Below are 17,020 nucleotides of genomic sequence, written 5' to 3'. Positions count from 1 at the left end.
GTGACCCCTGCCTCCAGCCTAAATAGCGTTAGAGGCTTTTGATGAAAATTATTCTCACCCATATAAAAGGTTCGCAAGCTGGTAGTAAAACAGAATATGAAAGTCCTTTTGTGCGTGTTGGACGTGACCCTAGAGAATGTGATTTAGCATTTAATAGTATTCAAGAGCCTGGTGTATCTCGCCTTCATGCAGTAATTTCATTTTATGAGGGGAATTTTTATTTAGAAGACCTTAATAGCCGCAATGGTACTTATTTAGACCAAGAGCAAATAGAAGGTAAAGTTCCTCTAAAAAAGGGATGTTTTATTCAATTTGGTGTTGAAGGGCCTATAGTTCAATTTGAATATGATGCTAATTTTCGTCCCAAGGCTCCTAGTACACAACCTGTAGCAAAAGTTGAAGATACAGCAAACACTATTTCTTGTCCTACTTGTGAAGCACAATGTAGCGGAGATGCTAAGTTTTGCCGTCGTTGTGGCAGTGCTTTAATGTCTGGTTTAAGTGCAATAGTTGCTCAAGCAGATGATGATCCAGAAATTACTATGGTTCCAATGTCTAAGCAAGAGCGAGAAGCAATAGAAAGAAAACGTATTATTGAAACTGCTATTGGTATTTCTGCGGTTCGTAGTTGTGCTGTTTGTGGGGCTAATATTATTGGAGAGCCTAAGTTTTGCGCTGCTTGTGGGGCTTCAATAAGACCAGACTCATCCGGCCTAGCAGCAAGCTTAAAAGAAGATTCAAAAAGCTTAACTCCACAGCCTGCAACATCTTATGTATCAATACAAAACCTTCCTCCATCCGTAGAATATCCAGATAAAAGCGTTAAGAGAAGCCAAAAAGATAGTCCAACTGTTGCAGATTTATCAGAAAATTTACCTGTAAACCAGCCTCCTACAAATGTCAAAGCAGTAGAAAAGCCAATAAAAATAGAGCTACCCCATGCGCAAAGACAAGGGCCACTCATTCCACCTAACCCAGTTAACCAGCCTACAGAGAATAAAGCTATTGCTCAAAATAACTTGTCTATTAATACTCCGTCCTTTTCTCAGCCTTTATCTAAAGGAGAAAGAACTTTTTCTCCTGGCTACACTTTACTTTTATCAGCACAGGCACTTGCTAAAGAAGGAAAAAGTAAACTAGCTATGGATGAATGCGAAAGAGCATTAGATTTAGACCCGCATTTACCAGAAATTTACCAATTTATGGGGCAGCTTTTACTTGCTAAAGGGGAAAGCCAAAAAGCTATAGAATCATTTGAAAAAGCTATAAAACTACAACCTAGTTTAGGAGAAGTTTATGCGGATTTAGGCCAAGCCTATCTACGTTCTGGCCGTTATGAAGACGCTGCTAAATCAGCCCGTGAAGCAATAAAGATAGATCAAGTTAACCCATCAGCTTTTTATACAATTGGACTTGCTTTAATGGAAATGGGGGACTATCCACACGCTTATGAAGCTTTTTCGCGTGCTATAAAGCTAAAAGCTGATTATGCAGAAGCTTACCTTGGTGCAGCTAATACGCAATTTCGCACTGGTCGAGCAGATGAAGCCATAAAATCTTGTCAGCAAGCAATAAAAATAAACCCTAAATACCACCAAGCTTATTGTTTACTAGGACAATGCTATAGAGCCAAAAAACAATTTGTAGAAGCACAAAAAGCTTTCAAAGATGCTATAAAGATTAAGTCTGATTACTCAGTTGCTTATAATTATTTAGCTCTAAATTATCGTTCACAAGGTAATCTAGACGAAGCAGAAGCCGCAGGTTATAAAGCTGTAGCATTAGACCCTAATTTACCAGAAAATCATAACACTATGGGTCTTCTTTATGGTGAACGTGGACAATATAGAGAAGCAATTATGGAGTATAAATGCGCTCTAAAACTTAGGGCCAATTATGCAGAAGCTTATAATAATATTGGGCTATGTTATTTTAAGACCAACGAGTTACAAAGGGCAGTAGAACATTTTGAAAAAGCTTTAGAATTAGAGCCACAATTTATTTTAGCTAGAGTAAATTTAGCTTTATGCTACTTTAAGTTAAGTGATAAGGCTAACGTTAAGAAACACTATCATATTCTCTATGAGCTAGACGAAACACGAGCCGCCAAACTTTATCAAAAAATTAAGCCCTTATTAATTTCTTAAGATAATTCTCTGGGAAAAGTTTTGAAACCCATCTAACTAATTTGTGTTAAACAAGTAATCCTGCCAATCAATCAATAAAAATTTAGAGGTATTTTATGTTTAATAAAACAGTGTTAAGCCATATTTTTAGTGCTTGTATTGTTCTAATACTAGCTATTTCACTAGTATTTGCTCAAACTGAAAAACCCTTAACTGATAAAGAGACCATAAAAGCAGATGTAGAACTTCAGCCATTTGCTTACAACAATTTATGGGGCTTTCTCGATTCTAATAAAAAGGCTGTAATTGCTCCAAAATTTGAATTTGTTAGTTTTTTTCGTGGAGATTTAGCTCTTGCTAAAACAAAAGGAAAATTTGGATTTATTAATAAAATGGGTCAATGGGTTATCAAACCGCAGTTTGATGATGCTAGAGATTTTTCTGAAAACTTAGCTGCTGTAAAAGTTGATGGTAAATATGCCTTTATTGATAATTTTGGACAATTTATTATTGAAGCTAAATTTGATATGGCAACATATTTTGAGGAAGGTTTAGCACCAGTAAAATTTAATGATAAATATGGTTTTATTGACAAGTCTGGAGAATTTGTTATTGAACCTAAATTTGATTTAGCTGGAGGATTTATTAAAGGTATTGCACAAGCCAGCATTGATTATAAATGTGGGCTTATTGATAAATCTGGAAATTTTATTGTTGAACCTAGGTTTATCTATATTAATGGTATGTCAGAAGACGGCCAATTAATACGTGTTGGCCTTGATTCTAAACAAACAGGATTTATTGACCCATCTGGAAATTTTGTTATTAATTCCACATTTGAAGACGCTTTATGGTTTTCAGAAGGATTAGCAGCAGTAAAAGTCAATGATAAATATGGTTTTATTAATGAAAAAGGTGAAATGGTCATTGCACCTAAATTTGACAAAGCATGGTATTTTTCCGAGGGTTTAGCTGCTGTAAAATTTAGAGGAAAACTTGGGTATATTGATAAAACAGGCCAATTTGTTATTAAAGCTCAGTTTAATGAACTTTTAACAGCATTTAGCGATGGTTTAGCACCTATAAAAATTAATGAAAAATATGGATATATAGACAAAACAGGCCAAATTGTCATTGATGCTATTTTTGATCATGCAATTTATTTTGGTAAGGGTTTATGTAGCAACCAAATTAATGGAAAATGGGTGTCTTTTACTACTACAGGTCAAATGCTTGGAAAAAATGGTCTTGAGTAAAATTTTATAGCAACATTCTCTTAAAAATAAGTAATTTAGCCAAAAGATAAAAAGATTTTCTTTTGGCTTTTTTATTTTGTAAGCTAACAACTAGACTTGCCAATTTCTACACTTCAATGAGAGACTATAAGCAAAAGAAAAACGTTCAGTTTTTTGCAAAAAACCAAATTTATAACGCTTTAGGAGAAAAATAATCCTTATGCGAGGTGTTCTTTTAGAAGATGTTTTGATGGCCTTTGATAATATCCGCCAACACAAATTACGCTCACTTTTAACTATTTTAGGTGTTGTGATTGGCACAATGACTGTGATTGTTATTTCTGCTTTTGTTTCTGGAATTGAAAGCCGTGTAACAAAGGAAATAGAGTCATTTGGCACTAACTCTATTTATGTCTATAAATTTGAACCTGGGTTTAATTTTGATATCTCTCGTGAAGAAAGAATGCGTAAACCTATTGGTTATGATGAATATTTAGCAATAGTCAAGGATAGCCAAAAAATAGAAGCATCAACAATTTTTCTCTCTCCTGTAGCCTTTGATGCTGGGCCACTGGTGCCAAGAATTCCTGTCCGATACCAAGAAAAAGAAATGCTAAATGCTACTGTAACAAGCTGTTTACCATCATATTTTCGTATGGGAACAATTGATATTGCTGAAGGACGATTTTTTGGCGATGCAGAAAATGATCACCGTGCAGATGTGGTAGTAATTGGTCAGGATGTAGCTAATACCCTGTTTCCTAATGTGTCAGCGATTGATAAAGAGATGCTAATTGATGGTCGTAGTTTTCGGGTCATTGGCGTTTTAGATAAACGGGAAACATTTCTTGTAGGAGATGAAGATCCAAATAATGAAAATAAATCTGTTTATATGCCATATTTAACACTTAGAAAACTCTATCCACAAATAAAAGACCATTTTTTAATGGCACAAGCTAAACCTGGTCAATTAACTCAAGCGGTTGAAGAAATGCGGCAAATATTGCGTAAGCAAAGAAAAGTTAAATTTACTGAAAAAGATAACTTTGGTATTTCTACGGCAGATCAAATTGTCCAACAATTTAATGCTATTACTTTTGGTGTATTTGCTCTAATGGTAGCTTTTTCTAGTGTCGGCTTATTAGTTGGTGGAATTGGTGTAATGAATATTATGCTAGTAAGTGTTACAGAACGTACTAAAGAAATAGGTATTCGTAAAGCTATTGGAGCAAGACGACGAGATATAATTTTACAATTTTTAGTTGAAGCTGCTTCGCTAACAGGTTTAGGAGGAGTAATTGGAATTTTAGTTGGTTGTGGATTAGCTAGTTTAATTAAGTTAGTTATCCCTACTTTTATTCCTTTATGGGCTCCAATAACAGGTTTTGTTTTTTCTGTACTTTTAGGAGTCGGTTTTGGAATTTGGCCTGCTTGGAAGGCTTCCCGCTTAGACCCTATTGAAACCTTACGCTATGAGTAAAATTTTTAGACAAATAGCTAGATTAGTTATCACTTAATCGCTAAGATAATGCTTTTGTAGCATTTACAGCTAATTAGACAGAAAGAAGCAAAAATTATGACAGAAAAAAATCGTTGGCAACGCAAAGGCAGACGGACATTCCCTCGTATTTCTCCTAGTGCTTTTCAACATCCAATGGATCTTAAAGCACTAGAAGCAGTAAAAAAAGCAAAAGGTGTTGATTTTTTAATTCGTAAAGTTATCGAATATGGCTATGAGCGATATTACTATATTACAAATATTGCTGATAGCATTAGAGTTAACCAAAAACAATGTCCTTTACTGCATGATATGTTGGTTGAATCCTGCGAAATCTTAGATGTTGAAGTCCCTGAATTTTATATTGATCAAAATCCTATTGCCAATGCTTATACTTTTGGCTCAGAAAAACCTTTTGTTGTACTGCAATCAGGACTAGTTGACTTAATGAGTGATGACGAGCTTTTTACAATAATTTGTCATGAAGTTGGGCATATTAAATGCGGCCATGTTCTTTATAAAATGATAGCTCGTTTCTTAAGTGTAGTTGCTGAATATATTGCAGATAGAACATTTGGATTAGGTGGGCTTATTACCGGCCCAATACTAGTTGCTTTTTATGAATGGGATCGTAAAGCAGAGCTTTCTGCTGATAGGGCTGGTCTTTTAGGCATACAAAACCCTCAAGCAGTAATTTCTACTTTAATGAAATTAGCAGGCGGTTGCAGTAAAGTTATAGAGCAGATGGATCAAGATGAGTTTTTGCGTCAAGCTGAAAATTACCAAGAACTAGACCAAAGCACATTAAACCAACTTTATAAATTTCTACAAGTTATTACACGAACACATCCTTTTCCTGTGCTAAGAGCAAAAGAGATTAAAGAATGGTCAATGTCTTCAGAATATAACAATATTTTAAGTGGAATTTACCCAAGAATTGATATTCAACCATTTTCTGCTGATGGTTATAACTTTGGTGGCTATCAAAGCCCAGGCTATAACCCTCCCTATAACCCTCCCTACAACCCTCCTTCATCTTCTGGTGGTGGAGGTGCAACAATAACAAATTGTCCAAATTGTAGTGCTAGTTTAGACATAGGTTCTGCATTTTGTCATATTTGTGGCTCAACAATTGTTGGGGCAATAGCTGTGCTAGAAAAAAATCCAAAAACTCCTCCTCAAAATCCCCCTCCACAAAACCCAAATGTTACGCCTATAAATAATGCTCCTCCTCAACCAAAGCCCGACACCAAGCCACGTTGCGCTAATTGTGGAGCTAATACCAAGGCTTCAGATGCTTATTGTCCTAGTTGCGGATTAAATACTAGATTTGATTGGTAATTAATGAGACGAGATGATGTATTTTGCCCAGTGTTAAAATACACTTGGCAAAATACTAAATAATCTAACCTAAAGGATAAAGCTCTTCTAGCTGTTGGCGTAAGTAATTAAAAGCATCTTCTGGAGTATCAACAAAGTGCATTAATTTAACATCTTGAGGGCTAATTGTTCCCCATTTTACCATTGCATCAAGATTAAGTACTTCTCGCCAATATTCACTTCCATAAATTAATACTGGCATAGGTTTATGTAATTTACTTGTTTGAAGTAGTGTTAGAACTTCCATAAGTTCATCAAATGTTCCAAATCCACCAGGGAAAATTACTAAAGCTTTAGCTAAATAAACAAACCAAAACTTACGCATAAAAAAGTAATGGAAATCTAAGCTTAACTCTCTGGAAATATAAGGGTTAGCACTTTGTTCAAAGGGGATTTCAATATTTAAACCTATAGAAATACCTCTTGCTGCTGCTGCACCTCGGTTAGCTGCCTCCATAATGCCTGGGCCACCACCAGAACAAATAATAAAGCGATGTTTACCACCGCGAAGACTCTTTGACCATTCTGTTAAAAGACGTGCAATTTCTACTGCATCTTCATAATAGCGAGACATTTTAACTTCAACTTTGGCTAGTCGAAGTTTTTCTTCTAAGGCTTCGTCTGTTGGGTTTTCAGCTACTTTAGTTTCTAGTTGTTCTAAATTAAGTTGTGTTACTTCTGAAGGTTTAATTCTAGCCGACCCAAAAAATACAATTGTATCTTGAATACGGTATTGACGAAATCGCCGTGCAGGTTCTAAATATTCTGCCAAAATTCTAATCAACCGTGCATCAGGACTATTAAGGAACTCTAGGTTGTTATATGCTTTAACTACTTTACGATCATCTGCCATAGCTTCTTCCTATAAATTAAAGATAAGTAAGCAATTGTATCTATTAATCTTAGTAAACAAAAGCTTTTTTCCCGATAGAAACTATTAAGATAAACCATTTTAAGGTTAGGATAGGTTGCTCTAAAAAATTAGCCAGATAATAATAGTTAAAATTTTATATCTGTTTAATAATTTAGTATTTTATAGTAGTGCTTAATCATTAGGAGTAATAATGTCTGAGTTTGAACAAAACGACGAAATACAACAATATCAAGGCTATAACATTCAAGGTAGCTTAATTAAATCCCGCTTGCTTTATATTCATGTAAATTATGGTGCAGCATCAGTAAAAAAAGTGTTAGAAACTTTGCCTTTAGAAATAAAAGAAGTTTTATCCCAAACAATATATATTGGCAACTGGTATCCAATTGCAACATTAATGATGTTAGATAAAGCAATTTGCCAAACTTTAAGCCAAGGTAATGACAAAGTTTATGAAGATTTAGGGGCTTTTTCTGCTGGTGTTAATTTAAGTGGAGCTTATGAACCTTTAACTAGAAAAAATATCCAAGAATTTCTACAACTTACAGCCGTTTTACATAAAAGCTATCAAGATTTTGGCGATGCTCAATATATAAGACTTGCCGAGAATGCTGCTTTAGTACAATTTCTTTATCCAATCACCCCACCTGATAAGTTTTGTCGTAGTGGACTAGGTTATTTTCGCCGTGCTGTAGAATTATGCGGCGGGAAAAATGCTGTAGTACGCAAAACAAGTTGTCAACGAGAAAGAGACACTTTTTGCGAATTTCGTATTGAATGGCAAGAATTATAGCTAAGTAAAATACTAAGTCTTACCTAAAAATATTTTTTTCCATTAAGTAAACTCTTTGCATCTAAAGAAACGGAGTAAATTTATTACTCCCAATAAATTTCGTGAGGTGTTATATGCAAAGAATAAAAATGATTTTAGGAGTAATTTGTCTTATATCAACCATTTCCACCATTGCATCAGCACAATTTAACAACGAACAAAACACAACAAAATTTAACAAAAAGCCTGTTAATAAATTCATAAGTGAATCTCAATCAAAAGTAAAAAGTAACCTTTCAGTATTAGACTTACCTCAAGGACATAGAGGCCGTATTTTGTCACTAGCTTATAGTCCTGATGGTAAAATGCTTGCATCATCTAGTAAAGATTCAACAATTAAACTTTGGGATATTGAGAAAGGGCAAGAAATAGCTACATTAAATGGTCATAGCGGTTTTATTTTCTCTATTGCCTATAGTCCTGATGGCAAAACTCTTGCGTCTGCTTGCTCTGACTCTACTGTAAAACTTTGGGATATGACCACTAAAGAAGAAATTGCGACTTTATCAGGTCATAAAAGCTTTGTTTTATCGGTTGCCTACAGTCCTGATGGTAAAAACTTAGCCTCCGCTTGCTCTGACTCTACTGTAAAACTTTGGGATGTAGCCAATAAACAAGAAATTGCCACCCTAACAGGTCATAAATCTCCTATTTTATCAATAGCTTATAGTCCTAATGGAAAGTCACTTGCGTTTGCTAATGATGATTCAACCATTAGTTTATGGGATATAAAAGGAAGAAAAGAAATTGCTGTATTAAAAGGACATACAGATAGCGTTTTATCTGTTGCTTTTAGTCCTGATGGAAAAACTTTAGCCTCAACTGGATCTGACTCTACAATTAAGCTCTGGAACTTAAAAACTAAAAAAGAAGTTGCTACTTTAACTGGTCATACAAAGACAGTTTTATCAGTAGTTTACAGTCCAAATGGAAAAACTTTAGCTTCCGCTAGCTCTGATTCAACTGTAAGACTTTGGGATGTTAAAAGCAAAAAAGAAAAAGCCACTTTAACTGGTCATAGAGGTTTTGTTTTATCCCTAGCTTATAGTAGCAATGGAAAAACCTTAGCCTCTAGCGGTTCTGACTCTACAATTAAGCTTTGGTCAATGCAAACAACTGCCAAACGTTAACTATAAGTTTTTTCTGGCATTGCACGAATTTTTAACCCTCTGGTCTCTGGAAATAACCAAATCCAGAGACCACTTAAAATAGCAAAAATTGCTGCTAATGATATCCCTCCGCTTAAGCCATAATACTGAGCAGTTACGGCAACAAGTACAGGAGCAAGAAACTGTATACCTCTAGCAAAATTATAGGCTGAACCCATTGCAGTATTTCTAATGCTAGTTGGGTAGAGTTCAGCAAAAAGCGGCCCATAGCCAGCAAACATTCCTGTACCAAAGCCAACTAAAAACATAAAAGAAAGTATTAATGCTGGATAAGCAACAATAGCCGACCACATCAAAGTAATCATTATTAAACCTATCGCCATTAAAAAGCTAAATATTGTATAAGCTGGTCTTCGGCCAAATTTATCTGCTGTCCAACCAAAAGCTAAGTTGCCAAGAAATGCTCCAACTTGTGCAACTATCACCCAAAAAGCTGATTTTGCCAAAGAAAAAGATCGCTCTGTATATAAATAACCTGGTAGCCAAGAAAAAGTAATCCAATAGGCTGCCATATCAAAAATTGCTAAAAATAAAGAAATAATAAATAAATATCTATATTGAGAGCTAAAAAGAATCCAAAAATTAACTTGAGGCTCTTTATTTTCTTTTGGTAATTTATTTAGAAAATCTTTTCTTTCCTGCCAAATATCTGATTCTGGAATACGTTTTCTAACAAACACTACAAGTAAGGCTGGCAAAATGGAAATATAAAAACACGCCCGCCAACCAATTTCAGGAGCGACTAAACCCCCAACAATTGCAGCTATGGCAAACCCAACTGGCGCACCAGACTGCATAAAAGCTGCGTAGCGTGCGCGTACTTTGGGCGGAAATGTTTCTCCAATATAAGTTTGACCTGTTGCCCATTCACCTCCTACCCCAAAACCTGTTAAAGCTCGAAATAAAATTAATGTCCAAAGATCTACGGCAAATCCTGATAGAAATGTACCTAAACTAAAAAGCAAAATTGTCCATTCTAGGACTTTTTTTCTACCATATTTATCAGCTAAAAATCCAAATAACCCGCCCCCCAAGGCTGTAGCAGCTAACGAAGCACCAAATACCCAACCAGATTCTACTGAAGTTAAATTTAACTCTTTTCCTATAGGAATTAGTAAAAATGAGTAAAGGATTAAATCATAAAAATCAAATACCCACCCAGCCCAGCACATCAGCAAAATTTCATAATGTGTTCGTATAGGCTTTTCATATTCATTAAGTTTTAAGGCTGACATAAATTTACCTGTTTCTATGGAACTAATTAAAGTGTTTTATTTAAGCTGGTATCTATAAGAAATGGGTAAATTATAGTTATCAATGTGATAAGAAAGCAAACAACAAAAAAGGCACAATTTTTGTTGTGCCTTTTATCTATCTAAAATTTTCTTATTAAAATTAACTAATCTTTAGTCTTGGTTATTGTCAAACCCAATTCGGTAATTATCAGCTAAAGATCGAATATCTTTTTCTAGGTCAAACCAAGTTTTTTCTACTAAATAAAATTCTCGATTTCTTTCAATTACACGTCTTGCTTGGCGAGATTCCCTTACTAACGATTGTACAGCCCCTTTTATTCCAGCTTCACTTCCACGAGATGTTAATAGAAGTTCAACAAAACTTGTTGTATTACTTAGGTTATTTAATGTAGATAGAGTGATAGCTTGAGCTTCTGTTAAACGACCAACATTAAATTCCCTTCTACCACGACGAGTGACACCTGTTGAATCTTTATAGCCTTCAACCATAGTAGCAGCTTGTTGTTTAAGCCTTTGGGCTAACTCTAAACTAGGGCTAGCTAAAGAAATAGTAACAGGGTTTCCTTCTCCATGTACAACTACTTTAGTAATAACATTAGAATCATCTCGAACAGCAGGAACTTCAACAGGATATTTAGTTAAAGCTTGGGTAGAACTACCAAAAGGAGGTGCGCCTGTTACATAAACATGCAATTGATCGCCATCAACTTGAGTGCTAGTGTAAATTTGCCAGCCGCCACTATTTGTTTCAGCCGTTCCTTTAACTCTAATACTATCTCTTTGACGATCAGCCGTTGCATTAAGAATACGTATTGGTAGAATCTCAATCCCATCTTCATTAACTAATCCTAATTGATAAGCTGTATCAAGATCTAAATCCCCAGTTTGTTGTAAATCATAATCACGTTGAAAAGCACGTATTGCGGTACGTGTACTTGGGCCATTGATACCATTAAGTGGGCCTTTATAGTAATTTAGGTCTAATAAAGCTTTTTGAGCGCGTTTTAGCACTACTTGAGATTTTAGGTCTGCTGTTTTGAAATTACCACTACGAGGATTTTGGTTGTTGCTATTATTGCGAGGATCTCGATCGCCAAATCTATCTCGGTCATCTCGATCGTTATTGCGAGGATCTCGATCATTAAATCTATCTCGATCATTGCCAGCATTATAAGCATCAGGAAGAATAACAGGTCTTAGTAGTTCCATACCAAATTTTTGACCATTCATTACTTGAGCTTCTTCACCCTTAGAAAAAATAGATCCTAAAATACCTGCTGCTGCACCTACACCAGCACCAATTGCTGCACCAGAACCACCACCAGCAATAGCACCTATTGCTGCACCACCTGCTGCACCACCACCAATAAAGACTACATTACGTTTAGAAGAAGATCCTCCTGAAACTCGGCCTTCTTCATCAATTTGTTTTTGCTCAACAGCATCTAAACTAGCTAATTGTCCCTCAACATTAATAACTTGACCATTTGATAATCGTAGTCGGTCAAAATCAATTCCTAAAGTTCCAGATTTGCTTTTTCTTTCTGCTGCTTTTACAGAAGAAACTTTACCTTCTATTTTTGCACCTTTGGGAATAATCACTTCTCCATTAACTCTTACATCCTCAAACACAGTAGCAGTAAAAGGATCGCCAATTGCCGCAGTTCGAGAAGTTAAGTATGTATCCATACTTAGTTTTAATATTGTTCCTGCTCTAACTTCTTGATTGCGTTGATTGCTAGTGTAAGTGTGGTTGCCACCATCTGAGTTATAAGCGTAAGCATAATTAAAAAGTGGCAAAATCGTACAAACTGCCATTAATAAAGCTACTAGCCTTGCTTTCCCCACTCCTAACTTCATAATAATTTTCACTCCTTCAGTTAATATTTATAATTACTGTTTTTTGATGATTAAATATGTCAGCTATCGGATGCTTGTGTAATTTAGATCGTTTGCTTTAGAGCCAAAACAGATCACTTATACTAATGGCTAGCTCTATAGAGTCAAGCCCATTGAGCAATTTATATTGCTAATGACATTTACTTAGTACATTAAAATAGGCATGTTTAACTAAATTAATAAATTTAATACACTGTAAACAAAGTTTTCTGAGGTTTTATTTCTTAAAGCCCCAACGGGGCGGCATATTTGTAGCGTAGGGTTTCAACCCTACGTATGATAGTATAGTATTTACAGAGTCACGTAGTGACGACACAATTAAATATTGTGTTAATTAGGTTTATTATGTCGTCGCTACGCGACTCTATTTATGTATAATCACTAAACTTAGGTCTTACGACCTAGGCTACAATTATTTCGTCACTTTAGGACTCAAGAAATTCAAGAAATTCAAGAAATATTAACTTACTTAGTTTACGATGTATTTAATAATGGAATATATTTTATTTAGAACTTTTAAACTTCTGGATAATCAAAAGGATGGTTTGCTAACACAGCACGCATGTTAATTTGACCAAGTAAAGCTTCTAAAAATGTAGCAAAAATATGAATAGTTTTTGTAAAGTCCTCTAATACTCTAGTAGACATTGCTTGGTAAGTCATTTTTTCAAAATCATCCCAATCCTTATACATTAAGTATTTTAGTGAGCTTTCTCTAAATAAAGTTATTTGCTCATTAACTTCAGCAATTTTACTTTTTGCTGGAGTAGTTTGGAAACGACGAAAAGCACATAAAAGCCGCCAAATGTCTAAACGTAGCCTTAAGGATTGGTCTAAGCGAGTTTGAAAAGAGCTAAAAATTTCTAGTCCATTAAAATCAGACTTAAAGATTTGTACTACTGCTACTACTGATTGTTGAAAACAATCTCTTAAAAGCCCATGAGAGTTTTCCACTTTAGCATAAATTGATGAAGCATGACTTAAAGAAGTAAGCCCTGTTAATTCACGTCCAAAAACTTTCTTTAAGTCCATTTGTAAAGCATAAAGAGAACCATCAATAGCACTAGATACTTCACTTAGTAGATTTGGAATAGTTAATACTTGCTTTTCTGTGTACTGAATTAGTTGATAAGCTTCTGTCTTAATTAATATAAAAATAGCTAAACAGTTTTTTAATGGCCGATCTTGACCTAGATCACTAGAAATAAAATCTAGATATTTTAGCAATCTAAAAAAATTTAATAATATTTTTGTGATTTCTTGTCTTATTAAATCATCTGCTATATTATTAATAATTGATACTAGCGCATTATTTTCTATACAATCATAAACTTTATATCTATAAGTTACTAACAAGTTGGTGTAATAACTACGCTTAAATTCTCTTAAGGTAAGTTTTCCAATAGTAATAAATGTTTGTAAATTAATATTTATTGCTCTAGTAAAATCATCTGTTTTTATTAAATTATCAATAATTATACAAATATCTGTTAATGTTTCTGTAAGTAGGGCTAATGATTCTGTTGGGGTAGGTTGAAAAAGCGAAGTCTCAACATCTTGTTCTATCCAATTTAATTGTTCAAATAAATCTTTATAATATGTATTAAGTTCTAATGTAAGATTATTTTCGCTAACTAATTCATTAGCAAGCCAATTCATACGCAAAATAACATTACGAGCAATTTTTAGCTCTTCAGTAAAGCTTTTATTAACAATATTACTATTTTCTTGTTCTGTAAAAGGGTGGTTTTTAAGTATAAAGTAGGATTCAAAAGACCGAAGCCACATTTCTAGCTCAAATAAATAATGTGTTTTTTGTGTTTGGGAAATCATATCTAGCCAACGTTGCAAGCAACGAGGGCTACTTAAGTATATGACTTTAGTTTGACCTGTAGTATCTACTTCTTGAGTAAGAAGCATGCCAGGTTCTTTTTCTACATCATTCATAAAATTGAGGCCCCAAACAGTGACAAAACTGGCTAAAAATACTCTATTAATGTAGAAAAGGCAAGTTAACTTGTAACGCAGTAAAAGGTAGAATAGTAGAAAATCCTAAATAGGATCAATAAAAATTTTATCTTAATGCTAAATTTGTTTATTTTGTTTAAAAAGTTATTTTGACAGAAAACCCAAAACCAGTATTTTGGGTTTTCTATTAAGAACTTTAGTCTTCATCTGTACCTAACTCAATTTTAACATCAGAAGAAAACCTCTTGTAATTTGTATAGCGTACTTCCATACGTGTATGGATCGAATTACCAGGAAATTCTAGTACATCATCAGAAAAAGTATAGGTAGGAAACCAATATTTTCCATCAATATTTTCTCGATAGGTCTCAAACTTTGGAAAACGTTCTTCGCCCTCTGGCAATCCCTTACCAGCAACTTTTACAATTTGCAGGTCTTGATCATCTACCCAAATTCGGCCTAAAAGAACTCTTTCTCCACCACGTTTATATTTTGGTATTGACTTTGGCTTAACATCAAATACATAAGTATCAACTTCATCTATTTTCTCTTTACCAACATAGTTGATTGAATATTTAGGCAAGTCTTTTGAGGTAAGACAGAATGTTTGAATTTCTTCTAAATCTTTTAGATCTGTAGGAGTAATAACTAAATCTCTTAAAGTTGATTGTGGAAAGCGGACAATTCTTTCTGTACGTTTGCTGCTGTCATCAAAAACAATATCTGATATTCGGAAAAATTCGCCTGTTGGACGGTTGCTAGGCCCGATGGTTTGAATCCTTACTTCTTGACGAAAAGTATAAGAATTGCGGTTTTCCTTAAATTCACTTTCCTTTGCTGCAAATTCTTTGATTATCTTATCAATATCTGGTGGTTGTTCTGCTGTACGTATTTGAGCATTAGTAATTATCGATAAGCTTACTAATATTAATAAGCTACAAATTATCATTACACGATACCAAGATTTTTGCATAATGGTATTTACTCCATAAAAATTTACTAAATTAATTAATTGGTTATTAGAAAATTGATTCTAGCATTCACCTGTTAGTTTTAATAGATGCTTATAGCTTTTATCTAAGATGCTTAAGAGCTTTTTCCTTGACGCTAACAAGACTTAGGCTTACTATTGAAGAAATTTGTAATTCAATAACAAGCTTACATAATTTATGATAGGAGGAACCATGTCCAACAAAAGCAACTATCAAGAAGGGGAAATCATTATTGAGGAAAAAAACCCTGATACAGCATCTCCCCCAGCAGAGACCCCTAGCAAAACACCTAATGAAAGTCGAAATAGCGGTTTAGAAGGTATTACTTCACAATTTCGTGAGCTAGCACAGAAAATTCCAGAGTCCATTGGAAAAGCAATTGAAACTGCACTCTCAGCCCGTGAACATGTTGTCATGGTAAGAGTTAACGACGAATCTTTGACTAAGCTAGATCATCTAGTAGAAGCTGGCATTTTTAAGAGTCGATCTGAATCAGCCGCTTTTTTAATTAGCGAAGGTATTAAAGCTCAATCAAGTTTATTTGACCGTATCTCCCAAAAAATAGAGGAAATCAACCGCTTACGATCAGAATTAAAAAATATTGTTGGACAAGAAGTAAACCGATCTGAATAAACCTACTTTGTTAGTTTTGCTAGTCTTAGCCACAGACATAATTAATATATCTGTGGCTATTTTCATTAAGTTATGTCTGAGTTTAAGGTTAAAACAGAGTTACTTGCTGAAAGGTGCGAAATATGTCACCAATCAGACCTATTTTCTCCAGAAACAGGAATTTGCTCACGTTGCCAAAATTTAGCAACTAAGATTGAAAAACAACCCATAAAACAATTGGTCAAAAATCCCATTGACCGAAAAATAGAGCGTTATACAGCAGTTTCTACTGCTATTATTGGTACAAGTTTAATAGCCATTTCTACCTTAAATTATTTATTAGTTCTTTTTTTAGCTTTTACTTTAAGTTGGGTATTAGCAAATTTATTTGTTTATTTAACTACTTCGCTTAAAGAAGTTTACCCTAACTCATTATTATCAAATATAAAATTTTCACCTGCTACAATAGGCGACTTTCCAAACCTAGATGATAGCAAATTACAACAACACACATTTGAATTAAAAGCTTTAGGATTTACCCGTGTAGGTGACTATAAGCTAGATAAAGAAAATCAATCTTATTTTGTTAGAATTTTTATCCATCCAAAACACCATACTTTAGCAGAAATTCATCTATTGCCTAAATCAAATCAAAATAGCCAAGCAACGTCCTTAATTATTACAAGTTTTTTTGAAAAAGAATGGCTATTTTACTCAATAAATTCATCTTTTTTAATTAATTATTTCTTTCAACTACCTAAAAACTTATTTTTAAGGGATTCTTCTAGCTCACTTAAAGAAATGTTAGAAACGCATCTTAGCCATCGAGAAAGTTTAATGGCTTCAGCTAAGCTAGAACTAATCTTAAATCCTTCAATAAATTACTGTTTTGACATTTTTTATAAAATGCACGAGCAGCAAAAAGAGTTATATGCAAATAAAAAGCTATTTACACTTTTTTTTTCTCAATTGATATTTCGTCTCTCTGCCAGCGAAAATAATCTTGACAGCCTTATAGCTAAAGTTAAAAACAATGCTAAATAGTTTCAACTAGGTAATCTCTCTAGTAGCATAAAATAGGTTGAAGCCATTTGACCCGAAAGCTTAATTAAGACTAATCTATATATTTATTTTTCCTTGCTTTTATAGTTAATAAATACAAGTGTATAGAACAATTAG

The 17,020-nt window shown here is 34.1% G+C and carries 13 protein-coding genes; 8 read left to right on the top strand and 5 right to left on the bottom strand.

Annotated elements, in window-relative coordinates; genetic code table 11:
• The first annotated feature begins 41 nt into the window (after positions 1-41).
• The 4 genes from IPK14_06085 to IPK14_06070 all read left to right on the top strand — a co-directional run bounded on the left by IPK14_06085 (position 42) and on the right by IPK14_06070 (position 6,200).
• Positions 42-2,147, top strand: coding sequence for a tetratricopeptide repeat protein (locus IPK14_06085; GenBank protein ID MBK7992991.1), 2,106 nt, complete (start codon positions 42-44; stop codon positions 2,145-2,147).
• A 95-nt stretch (positions 2,148-2,242) separates the two neighbouring features.
• The gene (locus IPK14_06080; GenBank protein ID MBK7992990.1) at positions 2,243-3,382 is read left to right on the top strand and encodes a WG repeat-containing protein; all 1,140 of its coding nucleotides are present in this window, start codon (positions 2,243-2,245) and stop codon (positions 3,380-3,382) included.
• 199 nt (positions 3,383-3,581) lie between these two features.
• Positions 3,582-4,841, top strand: coding sequence for an ABC transporter permease (locus IPK14_06075; protein ID MBK7992989.1), 1,260 nt, complete (start codon positions 3,582-3,584; stop codon positions 4,839-4,841).
• 96 nt (positions 4,842-4,937) lie between these two features.
• Entirely contained in the window at positions 4,938-6,200 is a 1,263-nt protein-coding gene (locus IPK14_06070; GenBank protein ID MBK7992988.1) for a M48 family metallopeptidase, read from the top strand.
• A 64-nt stretch (positions 6,201-6,264) separates the two neighbouring features.
• On the opposite strand, the gene IPK14_06065 is transcribed toward IPK14_06070, so the two are convergent.
• Positions 6,265-7,092 carry an LOG family protein gene (locus IPK14_06065; protein ID MBK7992987.1) on the bottom strand — a complete coding sequence of 276 codons (828 nt, stop codon included), beginning with the start codon at positions 7,090-7,092 and terminating at the stop codon, positions 6,265-6,267.
• Between the two features lie 211 nt (positions 7,093-7,303).
• On the opposite strand from IPK14_06065, the gene IPK14_06060 reads away from it, so the two are divergent.
• Positions 7,304-7,906, top strand: a complete 603-nt coding sequence (locus IPK14_06060; protein MBK7992986.1) for a hypothetical protein — start codon at positions 7,304-7,306, stop codon at positions 7,904-7,906.
• Between the two features lie 113 nt (positions 7,907-8,019).
• Positions 8,020-9,075 carry a WD40 repeat domain-containing protein gene (locus IPK14_06055; GenBank protein MBK7992985.1) on the top strand — a complete coding sequence of 352 codons (1,056 nt, stop codon included), beginning with the start codon at positions 8,020-8,022 and terminating at the stop codon, positions 9,073-9,075.
• On the opposite strand, the gene IPK14_06050 is transcribed toward IPK14_06055, so the two are convergent.
• The 4 genes from IPK14_06050 to IPK14_06035 all read right to left on the bottom strand — a co-directional run bounded on the left by IPK14_06050 (position 9,072) and on the right by IPK14_06035 (position 15,210).
• Positions 9,072-10,349, bottom strand: a complete 1,278-nt coding sequence (locus tag IPK14_06050) for an MFS transporter (GenBank protein ID MBK7992984.1) — start codon at positions 10,347-10,349, stop codon at positions 9,072-9,074. The two genes, IPK14_06055 and IPK14_06050, sit on opposite strands and share 4 nt — an antisense overlap.
• A 171-nt stretch (positions 10,350-10,520) precedes the next feature.
• Positions 10,521-12,230 (bottom strand): peptidoglycan-binding protein, encoded by a 1,710-nt coding sequence (locus tag IPK14_06045; GenBank protein ID MBK7992983.1) that lies wholly within the window; start codon positions 12,228-12,230, stop codon positions 10,521-10,523.
• Between the two features lie 555 nt (positions 12,231-12,785).
• Positions 12,786-14,216, bottom strand: a complete 1,431-nt coding sequence (locus IPK14_06040) for a hypothetical protein (GenBank protein ID MBK7992982.1) — start codon at positions 14,214-14,216, stop codon at positions 12,786-12,788.
• A 217-nt stretch (positions 14,217-14,433) separates the two neighbouring features.
• Positions 14,434-15,210 (bottom strand): hypothetical protein, encoded by a 777-nt coding sequence (locus IPK14_06035; protein ID MBK7992981.1) that lies wholly within the window; start codon positions 15,208-15,210, stop codon positions 14,434-14,436.
• Positions 15,211-15,421: 211 nt separating this feature from the next.
• On the opposite strand from IPK14_06035, the gene IPK14_06030 reads away from it, so the two are divergent.
• Complete coding sequence (locus IPK14_06030; protein ID MBK7992980.1) at positions 15,422-15,862, top strand: hypothetical protein; 441 nt, start codon at positions 15,422-15,424, stop codon at positions 15,860-15,862.
• Between the two features lie 72 nt (positions 15,863-15,934).
• Complete coding sequence (locus IPK14_06025; protein MBK7992979.1) at positions 15,935-16,885, top strand: hypothetical protein; 951 nt, start codon at positions 15,935-15,937, stop codon at positions 16,883-16,885.
• Positions 16,886-17,020: the final 135 nt, after the last annotated feature.

This window comes from Blastocatellia bacterium, from assembly GCA_016713405.1.
GTDB lineage: Bacteria > Acidobacteriota > Blastocatellia > Chloracidobacteriales > JADJPF01 > JADJPF01.
Note: the sequence above shows the minus strand (reverse complement) of the source record. Positions and strands in the feature narration are given on the sequence as shown.